This is a genomic window from Streptomyces sp. NPDC001393 (genome assembly GCF_053597455.1).
The window spans coordinates 22,185-34,870 of record NZ_JBSFIH010000075.1; the positions used below are offsets into that span (position 1 = coordinate 22,185).

General features: G+C 71.5%; 12 protein-coding genes and 1 pseudogene. 11 read left to right on the forward strand and 2 right to left on the reverse strand.

Features of this window, described 5'->3' with window-relative positions; all coding sequences use genetic code 11:
• Positions 1–119: 119 nt before the first annotated feature.
• From ACWC2T_RS41495 to ACWC2T_RS41540, 10 genes and pseudogenes are all read left to right on the forward strand, one after another.
• Positions 120–707 (forward strand): cupin domain-containing protein, encoded by a 588-nt coding sequence (locus ACWC2T_RS41495; RefSeq protein ID WP_450675468.1) that lies wholly within the window; start codon positions 120–122, stop codon positions 705–707.
• Positions 704–2,062 carry an aldehyde dehydrogenase family protein gene (locus tag ACWC2T_RS41500; protein WP_450675469.1) on the forward strand — a complete coding sequence of 453 codons (1,359 nt, stop codon included), beginning with the start codon at positions 704–706 and terminating at the stop codon, positions 2,060–2,062. The genes ACWC2T_RS41495 and ACWC2T_RS41500 overlap by 4 nt, the downstream gene beginning before the upstream one ends.
• A gap of 49 nt (positions 2,063–2,111) precedes the next feature.
• The gene (locus ACWC2T_RS41505) at positions 2,112–3,347 is read left to right on the forward strand and encodes an ATP-grasp domain-containing protein (protein ID WP_450675470.1); all 1,236 of its coding nucleotides are present in this window, start codon (positions 2,112–2,114) and stop codon (positions 3,345–3,347) included.
• A 68-nt stretch (positions 3,348–3,415) separates the two neighbouring features.
• Positions 3,416–4,624 carry an MFS transporter gene (locus tag ACWC2T_RS41510; RefSeq protein WP_450675471.1) on the forward strand — a complete coding sequence of 403 codons (1,209 nt, stop codon included), beginning with the start codon at positions 3,416–3,418 and terminating at the stop codon, positions 4,622–4,624.
• Positions 4,621–5,211 (forward strand): PaaI family thioesterase, encoded by a 591-nt coding sequence (locus tag ACWC2T_RS41515; RefSeq protein WP_450675472.1) that lies wholly within the window; start codon positions 4,621–4,623, stop codon positions 5,209–5,211. Before ACWC2T_RS41510 ends, ACWC2T_RS41515 begins: the two co-directional genes overlap by 4 nt.
• Complete coding sequence (locus ACWC2T_RS41520) at positions 5,208–6,542, forward strand: MFS transporter (protein WP_450675473.1); 1,335 nt, start codon at positions 5,208–5,210, stop codon at positions 6,540–6,542. The genes ACWC2T_RS41515 and ACWC2T_RS41520 overlap by 4 nt, the downstream gene beginning before the upstream one ends.
• A gap of 270 nt (positions 6,543–6,812) precedes the next feature.
• Positions 6,813–7,033, forward strand: a pseudogene (locus tag ACWC2T_RS41525) (IS5/IS1182 family transposase); the annotation flags it as partial.
• An 86-nt stretch (positions 7,034–7,119) separates the two neighbouring features.
• Positions 7,120–7,956, forward strand: a complete 837-nt coding sequence (locus tag ACWC2T_RS41530) for a DUF5753 domain-containing protein (protein ID WP_450675478.1) — start codon at positions 7,120–7,122, stop codon at positions 7,954–7,956.
• Between the two features lie 87 nt (positions 7,957–8,043).
• Positions 8,044–8,508 carry a hypothetical protein gene (locus tag ACWC2T_RS41535; protein WP_450675474.1) on the forward strand — a complete coding sequence of 155 codons (465 nt, stop codon included), beginning with the start codon at positions 8,044–8,046 and terminating at the stop codon, positions 8,506–8,508.
• Positions 8,505–8,843, forward strand: a complete 339-nt coding sequence (locus ACWC2T_RS41540) for a hypothetical protein (RefSeq protein ID WP_450675475.1) — start codon at positions 8,505–8,507, stop codon at positions 8,841–8,843. Before ACWC2T_RS41535 ends, ACWC2T_RS41540 begins: the two co-directional genes overlap by 4 nt.
• A gap of 379 nt (positions 8,844–9,222) precedes the next feature.
• On the opposite strand, the gene ACWC2T_RS41545 is transcribed toward ACWC2T_RS41540, so the two are convergent.
• Together ACWC2T_RS41545 and ACWC2T_RS41550 are read right to left on the reverse strand one after the other, a co-directional pair.
• Complete coding sequence (locus ACWC2T_RS41545; RefSeq protein WP_351619228.1) at positions 9,223–10,503, reverse strand: IS701 family transposase; 1,281 nt, start codon at positions 10,501–10,503, stop codon at positions 9,223–9,225.
• A 149-nt stretch (positions 10,504–10,652) separates the two neighbouring features.
• Positions 10,653–11,933, reverse strand: coding sequence for an IS701 family transposase (locus ACWC2T_RS41550; RefSeq protein WP_450675476.1), 1,281 nt, complete (start codon positions 11,931–11,933; stop codon positions 10,653–10,655).
• Between the two features lie 127 nt (positions 11,934–12,060).
• Between ACWC2T_RS41550 and ACWC2T_RS41555 the strand changes: the two genes are divergently transcribed.
• Positions 12,061–12,519 (forward strand): pyridoxamine 5'-phosphate oxidase family protein, encoded by a 459-nt coding sequence (locus ACWC2T_RS41555; RefSeq protein WP_450675479.1) that lies wholly within the window; start codon positions 12,061–12,063, stop codon positions 12,517–12,519.
• Positions 12,520–12,686: the final 167 nt, after the last annotated feature.

The following is a 12,686-nucleotide window of genomic DNA, read 5'->3' on the forward strand; positions in this document are numbered from 1 at the left end:
GCGCCGCCCCTGCCCTCCGGCGGCCCTGGCCACGCCGGGCCGCCCCTCTCCTCTCCTTCTTTCCGTCCCTTTCTCCGTCCCTTCCCGATGCCTGACACTCGATGCCTCAAGGAGTCCGCATGCTCACCACGCGCGCCCACCACTCCGCAGCCGCGACGGTCCACGCGCCGCAGCGGCTGACGATCGTCGACTGGGCCAAGAGCCTGGTCGGGGACGGCTCCACCCAGTTGCACATCGATCACGGCCCGCGCCCCGTCGACGTGCACGGCTCCCCGGCGACCGGTCAGGCGCTGGTGACGAACGGCTCGGTGGGCGCCGACGTGATCCGGCTGCCCGCGGGTACCGGGTTCGTGCCGCACACCCACCCCGGCCACCACATCCTGATCGTCGTCGGCGGCGAGGGCACCATCACCTACGACGGTCGCGTGTACCCGACCCGGGCGGGCCAGGTCTACCTGGTCGAGGGCGAGGTGCCGCACGCGGTCGGCGCCATCACCGACCATGTGATCGTGGCCGTGGGCTCGCCGCACAAGGAGATCGACGCCGAGGACCGCATGGCACCGGTGCCGTACGAGGAGGTCATCGCCCCGGACGGCGACCTGACCTGCCTGATCTGCGACGTGTCGGCCGTGGTGCCGGAGCGGCTGCACGGGCTGGACTGTCCGCACTGCCCCTGCCGCGAGTGCGCCACCCGGACCGCCCGGTGAGCGCCGCAGCTCCGCTGCCGCTCGTCGACCCGCGCACCGGCCGGGTCCGCGGTCAGCTGCCCCCCGGCCGCCAGGAGGAGGTCGCCGGTGCGGTGGCCGCCGCCCGGCGGGCCCGCGTCGCCTGGGGGCAGCTCACCCCCAAGGAGCGCGCGCACCGGCTGGAGAGGCTGGCGGGACTGATCGAGGAGCACGCCGAGGCGTACGTCGAGCGGGAGCGGGCCGGCACCGGAAAGCCGGCCCGGGAGGCGGCCGGGGAGGTCGCCGAGGCGGCCGATCTGTTCCGGTTCTACGCGTGGGCCGCCAGGACCGGCAGCTCCCCGGCGGCCGGATCGCTGATCGGCGGCCATGAGAGCTGGGTGCGCTGGGAGCCGGTCGGTGTGGTGGCCGCGATCGTGCCGTGGAACTATCCGCTGATGATGGCCGCCTGGCGGTGCGCGCCGGCGCTCGCCGCCGGCAACTGTGTGGTCGCCAAGCCTGCCGAGACCACACCGGACGCGCTGACCCTGCTGGCCGAGCACGCCGAGGACGCCCTCGGGGCGGGGGTGCTGCGGGCGGTGCCCGGTGACCGGGAGACCGGGCGGCTGCTGGTCGGCGCCGACGTCGACATGATCGCCTTCACCGGCAGTGCGGCGGCCGGCGCGGACGTCGCCGCCCGGGCCGGGATCCGGCCGGTCAGTCTCGAACTCGGCGGGAACAGCCCGGTCATCGTGCTGCCCGACGCTCCCGAGCAGACCTGGGCGGCCCTCGCGGACGCCTGCGTGTACAACGCGGGGCAGAGCTGCGCGGCCCCGGCCCGCGTGATCGTGCTGCAGGAGGGTTACGAACGGGCGGTGGTGTCGCTGACCGAGGCGATGTCCGCCCGCCTCGCCGGACGTGACTTCGGCCCGCTCAACAACCCGGCCCAGGCGGACCGTTACGACGCTGTCGCCGGCGCCTCCGGCGCCAAGCACGACGTGACCGCGGCTCTGGACACGGCCTTTGGTGAGGAGGGCGGCTTCTGGCGCGGCGCACGGGTGCTGGCGGACCTGCCCGAGGACAGTCCCGCGCTCCTTCAGGAGGTCTTCGGACCGCTGCTGACCGTGCAGCCGGCCCGGGACGTGGAGCACGCGCTCGAACTCGCCCACAGTGTGCCGCAGGCGCTCGCGGCCAGTGTGTGGACCCGTGACCTGACCCGCGGGCTCGGCCTCGCCGGCCGGCTCGACGCCGGCGAGGCCTGGGTCAACTGCCATCTGGTGCAGACGGCCGAACTCCCGCACGGCGGACGCCGCGGCTCCGGCCAGGGCACCGACCTGAGCGTCCTCGCCCTGCACGAGTACCAGCGGCCCAAGACGGTCACCGTCCGTCTGCTGCCGTAGGCCGCGACCGGCCCCGCCCGACGAAGGACACCCGACGAAGGACACCAGCATGAGAATCGGCATCGTGGACGGCTACTCGACCGCCCGTTTCCTGGTCGAGGACCTGAACAGGTCCGGGGCCTCCTGCGTGCACGTACGCAGCCAGGAGCATCCGCCGGCGGTGTACGTCCGGGCCTTCGACGCGTCCGCCTACCACCGTGACCTGGGCTGGTTCCCCCGGCCGGAGCAGGCGGCCGCGGCGCTGGCGGAGCTCGGCGTGGACCGGGTCGTGGCCGGCACCGAGTCAGGGGTGCTGCTCGCCGACCGGCTGAACGAACTGCTCCGACTGCCCGGGAACCGGCCGGAACTGGCGGAGGCGCGGCGCGAGAAGCCGGCGATGGCCCGGGCGTTGCGCGCGGCCGGCCTGGCTGCCGCCGAGGACGTCTCGGTGTCCGGTCCCGACCAGGGCGTGGCCTGGTTCGCCGGCCGGCCCGGCGGCCGGGTGGTCGTCAAGCCGCCGTCCAGCGCGGGCAGCGACAACGTGTGGGTGTGCGGCACCGAGGACGAGGTGGCCGCGGCCTGCCGTACGGTGCTTCACGCACCCAACTTCTTCGGCGAGCCGAACGGTACGGCGCTGGTGCAGGACTACCTCGACGGCGAGGAGTACCTGGTCAACTCCGTCTCCCGGGACGGCGATCACCGAATCGTCGAGGTGTGGCGTTCGGTACGGCTGCCCGGCCCGAACGGGTCGTGCCTGTACGACTTCCAGGAGCCGGTGTCACCCGACGCGCCGGACGCCGGCGCGGCGGTGGCCTACGTCCGGCAGGTGCTGTCCGCGCTCGGCATCCGCAACGGTGCCGGACACAGCGAGTTGCGCATGACCGCCGCCGGTCCGGTGCTGCTGGAGACCGGGGCGCGGCTGTGCGGCGGAGTGCTGCCGGAGGTGTCGCTGAAGTACTCGGGCATGTCGCAGGTACGGCTGCTGACGCTGTCCCTGCTCGACCCGGCCGGTTTCGCCGCGTTCGAGGACGGCGCGGTGCGCTGGTCGAAGGCGGTGCGCTGGGTGTCGCTGATCAGCGACCGGGAGGGGAGGTCCGCCTCGGACACGTGGCGGGAGAAGCTGCGGCGCCTGGAGACGTTCGACGGCCTGGTCAGCAGGGTGTCCGCGGGCGGGCCGGTGCCGCGGACGGTGGACCTCGCCTCCTCCCCCGGTTTCGTCTATCTGGCGGCGGACTCCGCGGCCGCGGTGCTGGAGGACTACGAGCGGCTGCGCTCGCTGGAGACGAACGGGTTCTATCTCTCATGAGGCCGCGTGTGAGGCCGGGTGGCGAGAGCGGCCCGGGCCGAGGCGGTCGCCCGGGACGGGTGTTCGCCGTGGTCTCGCTGCTGGACTCGCTGGGGACCGGGCTGTATCTGGCGGGCGGCACCGTGTACTTCGTGCAGGGCGTGGGTCTGTCCCCGGCGCAGCTGGGGCTGGGGCTCGCCCTCGCGGGTGGTGCCGGGTTCCTCGCCACCGTGCCCGTCGGACTGCTGGCCGACCGGTGCGGGGCACGGCGGGTTCTGATCGGGCTTCAGCTGTGGCTGGCGGCCGCGTTCACGGCGCTGGCGTTCGTCCGCGGGCCGCTGTCCTTCGCCGCGGTGTGCTCGTTGATGACGATGGCCGAGCGGTCCGCGCCACCCATGATCCAGGCGGTGGTGGCGGACCTGATGCGTGGCGGCGAGCAGGTCGGTGCCATGGCCCGGATCCGTACCGTGCGCAATGCCGGGTACGCGCTCGGCGCGCTGCTGGCGACGCCCCTGATGGCCGTGCACGAACTGTGGACGTTCCGGGCGATGCTGCTGGGCAACGCCGCCTCCTACGTGATCGCCGCGCTGCTGCTGCGCACCGTGACGGTGTCCGGCCGGGCGCGCGGTCCTGCCGTGGCGGCGCGCCGCACCTGGCTGCCGCGCGGACTGGCCGATCGGCGGTTCCTCGCGGTGACCGGGCTCAACGGGGTGCTGGTGCTGCACCAGACGATGCTGAACGTGGGTCTGCCGCTGTGGGTGGTGCGGCACACCTCGGCGCCGGTGGCCGCGGTCCCGCTGTTGTTCGCGCTGAACACCGCGCTGGTGATCGGGCTGCAGATCCGCTTCAGCCGCGGCGGCCGGGAGGAGGGCCGAAGCCGCCGCTCCCTGCGGTGGGCGGCCTGGCTGCTGGCCGCGACCGGGGTGCTGCTGGCCCTCAGCGCCGGTCCCGGCCGGACGGGGGCGCTGGTCCTGCTGGTGCTGGCGATGATCACGCTGACGGCGGGTGAGCTGTGGCAGTCGGTCGCGGGCTGGGCGCTGCCGGTGGACCACGCACCCGAGGGGCGGCGCGCGGAGTACCTTTCGGTCTTCAACCTCGGTGTCACCGTGCAGGCGGTGCTGGGTCCGCTCGCCGTCACCGCGGTGGTGGGGCTGGGCCCGGCGGGCTGGCTGCTGCTGACGGCGGTGTTCACCGGCGCCGCGCTGCTGACGGCCCCGGTCCTGGGCGCCCTGGAACGCACCGGTCCGCTCCCCGCGGTCATCGCTCCGGGCCTGCGACGGCGAGGGGAGAGCACATGACCGAGTCTGCGGTGCGCCGGCCGAACGCTCCGGGCGCGGCGTCCGAGCGGGCCGTGCCGCCCGGCGGGGCCCGGCCGCCGTGTTCGCCGTTGCTGCTGGGGGAGCCGCGGGTGCGGGTGCCGCATGTGCCGGACCATCCCTCCTGCTTCGGGTGCGGGCCCTCCCCCGGGCTGGGCCTGCGGGTCGTAGAGGAGGACGAGCGGGGTGTCGTCGCGGAGCTGGCCCTCGGTCAGGCGCATCAGGGCGCTCCCGGTATCGCGCACGGCGGCATCGTGGCCGCGGTGCTCGACGAGGCCACCAGCCTGGCGGTGTGGCGCGCGCTCAACCAGCCCAACGTCACCGGCCGGCTGGAGGTCCAGTTCCACGCGCCGGTGCCGCTCGGCGGACCGCTGCGGGTGCGGGCGCATTGTACGGCCGTGGCGGGCCGGAAGGCGTACGCCAGCGCGGACCTGCACATCGGCGGCACGGACGGGCCGGTCGCGGCCAGCGCGGCAGCCGTCTACATCGCCGTTCCCGCAACGCACTTCGACCAGGGCGCGACCGGCGCCGGACCCCGCGATCCACGGACCTCTCAGGACGGACGATGACCCAGAACATCCTCACCGGATCCCCCTCGGCCCCCGGCGCGACGCTGGCCGCACCGTCCGCGCAGCGGCCGGCCGCCATCGGGCGCATCGCGATCGCGAGCATGATCGGCTCCGCTGTCGAGTGGTACGACTTCTACCTCTACGGCACCGCCACCGCCCTGGTCTTCAACAAGCTGTTCTTCTCCTCCCTCGATCCGGTCGCCGGGATCCTGGCAGCCTTCGCCACCTACGCCGTCGGGTTCGCCGCGCGCCCGCTCGGTGCCGCGGCGGCCGGACACTTCGGCGACCGGTGGGGGCGCAAACCGGTCCTGGTGGCGTCCCTGTTCACGATGGGCCTGGCCAGCGCCCTGGTCGGTGCGCTGCCGACCTACCGGCAGGCCGGTCTGCTCGCACCGGTGCTGATGATGGTACTGCGTGTCGTCCAGGGACTGGCGGTCGGCGCCGAGCAGGGCGGGGCCGCCGTACTCACCGTGGAGAGCGCCCGGCCGGCGCGGCGCGGGCTGTGGGGCGGCTTCGCGATGTCGGGTTCCTCGCTGGGGCTGCTGCTGTCCTCGGGCGCGTTCGCGCTGACCCAGGGGCTGCTGGACGACCACCGGTTCACGGTCTGGGGCTGGCGGGTGCTGTTCGTGTCCAGTCTGGTGCTGGTCGTCGTCGGGCTGGTGCTGCGGGCCACGATCGACGACCCGGAGGCGTTCACGGCCGCACCCCGGGTGAAACAGCCGGTGTACGACACGCTGCGCCACCACCGCGGCCCGCTGGCCCTGGCCATCGGCATACGGGTGTCCCAGACGGCCGTCTCCTACTTCTACACCGTCTTCGTGCTGTTCTATCTCACCGACCACGGCCACCACGGCAAGGGCCTCGGTGTCACCGTCATCACGGTCAGCGCGGCACTCAGCATGCTCACCGCCCCGGCGTGGGGGGCGCTGTCGGACCGGTTCGGGCGTCGGCCCGTGTTCCTGTTCGGCGCGGTGGGCAGCGCGCTGTACGTGGTGCCGTTCTTCCTCCTCCTCGACACGGGATCACCTGTCGTGGCCGGGATCGCCGTGCTGATCGGCGTGAACGTCTTCCACGACGCCATGTTCGGCCCCCAGGCGGCCTGGCTGAGCGAACTGTTCCGCACCGGGGTCCGGATGAGCGGCGCGTCCCTCGGCTATCAGACCGGAGCGGTGCTCGGCGGCGGGCTGCTGCCGCTGCTGGCCACCTCGCTGTATCTGGTGGCGTCGAGGCAGCCGTGGCTGGTGTGCGCGTACCTGCTGCTGCTGTCGGCGCTCACGGTGACCGCTGCGGTGCGTGCGCCGGAGACCCGGGAGTCTGCTCTGGCGGCGTGAGCGGCGTTCACCGAAGGGCCGGCGCTGCTTCGTGCAGGCCTTGGTCAGTTCGCCCGCCGACTCCCTGACCGGGCCGAGGTACGGGCTCTTGTCGCCGTTCTCGACGGACGCGCTGACGTTCCGGACGGCCCAGCCGAGCTCGTCCACCGCCTCGTTCACGTCGACGTTGTCGCTCTGGCGACCGATGGCCTTCAGGTTCTCCTCGATCGGGGCGAACGCCGTTGTTGCGGACGCTGTTGACGGCCGTGGAGACCGGGCTGGCGTCCAGGTGGTCCACCGGCAGACCGGCCCAAGGCCGAGGGGGCCTATTCATCCCGCGCGATCCGCGAACATCTGCGCAGGCGCGGCATCCGAGCGGTGATCCCCCTTCCGGCAGACCGACACGGCCATCGGTTGGACGAGGCAGCCGCGGCGGCAGGCCGCCGTCTCTCGATCGGGAGATCTACAAGCAGCGCAACACCGTCGAACGGTGCATCAACCACCTCAAGCAGTGACGCGGCATCGCCACCCGCTACGAGAAGACTGCTGGTTCCTGATGAACCCTGGGAGCCGGCCACCTGGTTGCTGCCGTCGTCCGCTGCTCGTCCGCAAGGCGGCAGGACCCGGCCCTTTCGCCGTGCGCGCCCCGGAGCCCTGGACGCCCGGCCGCGCCCAGGACGTCGCCGTGAGGATCGGCCCGTTCATCGAGCGCGCGCACACCCGGCACGGCGACGACCACGGCCCCGACCTGATCGCCGTCGCCCTGGTCCACCCAGACACCCCGCACGCCCCTGCCTACCTCCACGGCCGCCAGCCCGGCTACACCAACAAGGGCTGGCTGCGCTGCGATACGACCGCGATCCTCGGCGTCTGGCAACCGGCCTACGCGATGCTCACCCACGCCGGGGCAGGCCTGCCCCTCCCCAACGACCTGGCCCCCGCCCACTACGGCGTCCTGTTCCAGACGCCGGAGTACGCCCGGGTCATCTTCGACAGCAACGCCGAGTTCCGCGGCATCCCGCCGACCACCGATGCGGCCGTCGAGACGCGGATACGCCGCCAAGAGGCCCTGTACGACCCCGGCAAGACATTCCGGTTCCTGTTGTGCGAGGCCGCGCTGTACCACCGGCCATGCCCCGTCGACGTGATGGCCGAGCAGCTGGACCGCCTGTACAACCTCGTCGGGCAGAAGCGCATCGAACTCGGGATCATCCCATTCAGCGCTCAGTTGCGGCGCACCGCCCCGCACGCGTTCTGGATCTACGACCGGCGCCTCGTCATCGTCGAGACGATCAGCGAGGAACTCTGGCGCACCGGTGGCGAGGACATCGAACTGTACGAGCGGGCCTGGGACTGGCTCGCGGAGTCCGCCGAGTACGGGCCGCCGGCACGCCGCCTGATCGGCCGCGCACGGGCATCGCTCGACCTCACGTAGGCAATCACCCGCAACCCCTGCAGCTACTCGCGCAATCGCGCGCAATCGGCGCCCATGCCCGCAATCGCCCTGGCTAGCGTCCTGGTCATGGCCCCTTCGACGCGTTTCGCCGCACTGTACGAGGCCGGGGACACGTGGCTCGCCGACCGCAGCGGGCACCCGGCTCTCGTCCGCGCAGCATGGAACGAGGAACGCCTCGTCCCCATCCCGTCCGGCGCTCACTGGCTCGTCGCCGAGTCCAGCCTCACCCGGGGATGGCCGGCGGCCTCGAGGATCCGGAACTCGCCCCACGGGCCCGTCCTCGCCGATCCGGACGCGAACAAGATGTATTGGCTCGTCGAGCCAGGCGCCTCGGAGGAACTCGCCGACGTCCGCCAGCTGACCGTGCACCCCGCTGGCTGGCCGCTTTCCTGCCCGCCGACGGGCTGGCAGGTGGACGGGCTGTTCTGGCTGTGGCGTCCCGACGGATCGGGCCACCTGACCGACTCCGCGCTCATCGCCGCCGCGTTCGGTCCCGGCGGCTACAGCGTCGAAGTGGAGGCCCGCGCATGACGACCGCCGAGACTCGCGCCCTGGTCGACATCCCCGCCGATCTGCTCCCGCTCATCCTGCTGCCGCCGCTGGAAGTCCTGCCCGACGCCAGGGCACGGGGAGCAGAGTGCGTGTGGGGCGGTGAGCCACTGTCCACCGCCGCGGCCATCGACCTCGGCGAGCGCGAGACCGACGGCGGCCACTGGTTCCCGCGCGCCTGCCGGCCCTGCACCCGCCGCGCCGTCGTGGCCGCGCGCAACGACCACCCTGGCCGATGCGAGCAGTGCACGGACGACGCCACCCTCTGCGAGACCCGCCACGCCCTGCACGCCCTCGCCCTGGAGCTCCGCCGATGATCTGCGCGCGTTGCGACTAGCCGATCCGACGAGGCGAGGGCTCTCGGCCGGTGGTCCACGACCGGCCCACCGGTCCGATCACGACCGTGTACGTCCACGAGAAGCGGTGCGCGCCGGCCCTGCAGCAGACCTATCCCGCACGGCGCTTCGGCGCGTAGCCGATCCGACTCCCGCTCTGACGCGCGCCGTTCAGGGCGGGCGCACGACGGCGCGGAGACCGTATCTCCGCACCCCACAGATCACGGAAGAATGGACTTCCAGATGACTGCGGCCGCCCTTGGTCTAGTAGGACTCCGTTAGGTCTGTCTCGATCTTGGTGTCGTATATGTCCTGCTGGGCAGGGGCTGGTGGCAGGTGGTGCAGATGCCGGTCCAGCACCTCAAGATGTCCTGGAGAGCGTCGAGGATCTGGTAGAGGGTGAGTCCGGTCCGGGGACTTTTGGGGCCAGTCGCTGTTCGGTGAGGAAGGCATGGGCGGCGGTCACGAGGGTGACGTGGTGGTGCCAGCCCGGCCAGGACCGGCCTTCGAAGTGGTCCAGGCCCAGGCCGTGCTTGAGCTCGCGGTAGTCGTGCTCAATGCGCCAGCGGACCTTGGCCAGACGGACCAGGTCGCGGATCGCCGTGTCGGCCGGCAGGTTGGACAGCCAGTAGTCGGTGGGAGCCTCAGCTTCTTCGGGCCACTCAACCAGCAGCCAGCAGTCCGGCAGGACCCCGTCCCACCAGCCCTGCTCGGCGGAGGCAGCGGCACGGATCGGACGCTCGACGGCCTTGCCCGCAGGGCGGATACGCACGGCGGCGAAGCGGGACCGTAACTCTCCTCGCGAGCCGTTGCGCCAGGCGACGGTGGTGAACGCCTCCTGCGCGAGACCGGCGGCCAGGGCCGCCACCGACGGGGCGGGATGGCGATAGCGAGGCTGTGGCCAGCATCCGATGGGCCCGTTGCGGGTCGGGGCAACGGGCTGTTCCTGGAAGGGGTGGGCGGTCACGTCCGCGCGGACGGCCAGCACGTAGTCGATGCCGCGGTCTGCCAGGCCGGCCCGCAGGTGTGCGTTGGTGCCGTAGGCCGCGTCGGCCACGACGACCGGCGGCCTCATGCCCCAGCCGGCCAGCGTGTCGAGCATGTCCAGAGCCAGCCGCCACTTCTCGCGGTGCGTGACCTCGGGCGGGACGCGGGTGACGGCCCTGCGGTCGGTGTCGAACGCCCACTCCTTCGGCAGGAACAGCCGCCATTGCAGCGGGCAGGACGCGATGTCGGTGGCAGCGTGGACGCTGACCGCGACCTGGCAGTTGGCACGCTTGCCCAAGGCCCCGCAGTACTGCGGGGCCACCGCGACCGACATCCGGCCGTCCTTGGGTACCGACACGTCGTCGATCACCCAGGCCGTCGGTGTGATGAGCGGCAGCATCCGTTCGCAGATCCGCCGCTGCACCGGCACCGGGTCCCAGGTGGACTGGTTCACGAACTGCTGCAGGTTCTGTTCGTCGCCGTCCGGCAGCCGCGAGGCCATGGCCTGGATCGACTTGCGGCGGCCGTCCAGCATCAGTCCCCGCAGGTAGCAGTCGCCCTTGGCTCGCTGGTCCTTGCGCGGCACCGAGGCGAACACATCAGCGACGTATAACGCCAACAGTGCCCGGACACGGTTCACTTCGTGTGCGTCCACACATCCAACATGCCCAGGAACAGCCCGAACCGGAAGACCTAACGGAGTCCTACTAGTAGGACTCCGTTAGGTCTGTCTCGATCTTGGTGTCGTATATGTCCTGCTGGGCAGGGGCTGGTGGCAGGTGGTGCAGATGCCGGTCCAGCACCTCAAGATGTCCTGGAGAGCGTCGAGGATCTGGTAGAGGGTGAGTCCGGTCCGGGGACTTTTGGGGCCAGTCGCTGTTCGGTGAGGAAGGCATGGGCGGCGGTCACGAGGGTGACGTGGTGGTGCCAGCCCGGCCAGGACCGGCCTTCGAAGTGGTCCAGGCCCAGGGCGTGCTTGAGCTCGCGGTAGTCGTGCTCAATGCGCCAGCGGACCTTGGCCAGACGGACCAGGTCGCGGATCGCCGTGTCGGCCGGCAGGTTGGACAGCCAGTAGTCGGTGGGAGCCTCAGCTTCTTCGGGCCACTCAACCAGCAGCCAGCAGTCCGGCAGGACCCCGTCCCACCAGCCCTGCTCGGCGGAGGCAGCGGCACGGATCGGACGCTCGACGGCCTTGCCCGCAGGGCGGATACGCACGGCGGCGAAGCGGGACCGTAACTCTCCTCGCGAGCCGTTGCGCCAGGCGACGGTGGTGAACGCCTCCTGCGCGAGACCGGCGGCCAGGGCCGCCACCGACGGGGCGGGATGGCGATAGCGAGGCTGTGGCCAGCATCCGATGGGCCCGTTGCGGGTCGGGGCAACGGGCTGTTCCTGGAAGGGGTGGGCGGTCACGTCCGCGCGGACGGCCAGCACGTAGTCGATGCCGCGGTCTGCCAGGCCGGCCCGCAGGTGTGCGTTGGTGCCGTAGGCCGCGTCGGCCACGACGACCGGCGGCCTCATGCCCCAGCCGGCCAGCGTGTCGAGCATGTCCAGAGCCAGCCGCCACTTCTCGCGGTGCGTGACCTCGGGCGGGACGCGGGTGACGGCCCTGCGGTCGGTGTCGAACGCCCACTCCTTCGGCAGGAACAGCCGCCATTGCAGCGGGCAGGACGCGATGTCGGTGGCAGCGTGGACGCTGACCGCGACCTGGCAGTTGGCACGCTTGCCCAAGGCCCCGCAGTACTGCGGGGCCACCGCGACCGACATCCGGCCGTCCTTGGGTACCGACACGTCGTCGATCACCCAGGCCGTCGGTGTGATGAGCGGCAGCATCCGTTCGCAGATCCGCCGCTGCACCGGCACCGGGTCCCAGGTGGACTGGTTCACGAACTGCTGCAGGTTCTGTTCGTCGCCGTCCGGCAGCCGCGAGGCCATGGCCTGGATCGACTTGCGGCGGCCGTCCAGCATCAGTCCCCGCAGGTAGCAGTCGCCCTTGGCTCGCTGGTCCTTGCGCGGCACCGAGGCGAACACATCAGCGACGTATAACGCCAACAGTGCCCGGACACGGTTCACTTCGTGTGCGTCCACACATCCAACATGCCCAGGAACAGCCCGAACCGGAAGACCTAACGGAGTCCTACTAGGGCCTGTTGTGAAAGTGGTCTTGGACTTACGTCCATGAAATTGCGGGGCGGCCATGGACGTTGATCACGTCATGACTCAAGGACCAGCACCTCGCCCACTGTCCGACGAAGCCCTCTTCAGCCTGCTTGGCAAGGAGCAGTTCGGCACACTCGCCACCGTCAAGCGCAGTGGCCACCCCCACCTGACCACCATGCTGTACAGCTGGGATCCCGAAGCCCGCGTGGTGCGGTTCTCGACGACGGCCGACCGGGTCAAGGTCGGGCATCTGCGGCGTAACCCGCGTGCGGCGCTTCATGTCCAAGGTGGCGACGTGTGGTCGTTTGCCGTCGCTGAAGGCGAGGCCGAGGTCTCCGAGAGCACGACCGTTCCCGGCGACCCCGTCGGGCGGGAACTCCTTGAGATGATCCCGCAAGCAGCGAAGCCGGAGGATGAAGGTGCGTTCCTGGAGCAGCTGGTTGCCGAGCGCCGGGTGGTCATCCGGTTGAAGGTAGACCGCCTGTACGGCACGGCGCTCGAGATCGACGGCTAGGACATATCGGGTCCGTGCTGGTCACAGCCACTCGTTGAGGACTGCTACCAGCACGGTTGCCTCGTGGCGAACTGAGGTTCCCCCGACGTGCGGGAGTGGATGACTAGCTGGTCAGAACGGGTTGACGTGGTTTCAGGTTCACTTGTTCGGCCGCTGCCTGGTCGGAG

Coding starts and splice junctions, on each gene's coding strand:
- ACWC2T_RS41505 (WP_450675470.1), top strand. CDS start 2,112: ATGAGAATCGGCATCGTGGACGGCTACTCGACCGCCCGTTTCCTGGTC.
- ACWC2T_RS41495 (WP_450675468.1), top strand. CDS start 120: ATGCTCACCACGCGCGCCCACCACTCCGCAGCCGCGACGGTCCACGCG.
- ACWC2T_RS41540 (WP_450675475.1), top strand. CDS start 8,505: ATGACGACCGCCGAGACTCGCGCCCTGGTCGACATCCCCGCCGATCTG.
- ACWC2T_RS41515 (WP_450675472.1), top strand. CDS start 4,621: ATGACCGAGTCTGCGGTGCGCCGGCCGAACGCTCCGGGCGCGGCGTCC.
- ACWC2T_RS41535 (WP_450675474.1), top strand. CDS start 8,044: ATGGCCCCTTCGACGCGTTTCGCCGCACTGTACGAGGCCGGGGACACG.
- ACWC2T_RS41555 (WP_450675479.1), top strand. CDS start 12,061: ATGACTCAAGGACCAGCACCTCGCCCACTGTCCGACGAAGCCCTCTTC.
- ACWC2T_RS41520 (WP_450675473.1), top strand. CDS start 5,208: ATGACCCAGAACATCCTCACCGGATCCCCCTCGGCCCCCGGCGCGACG.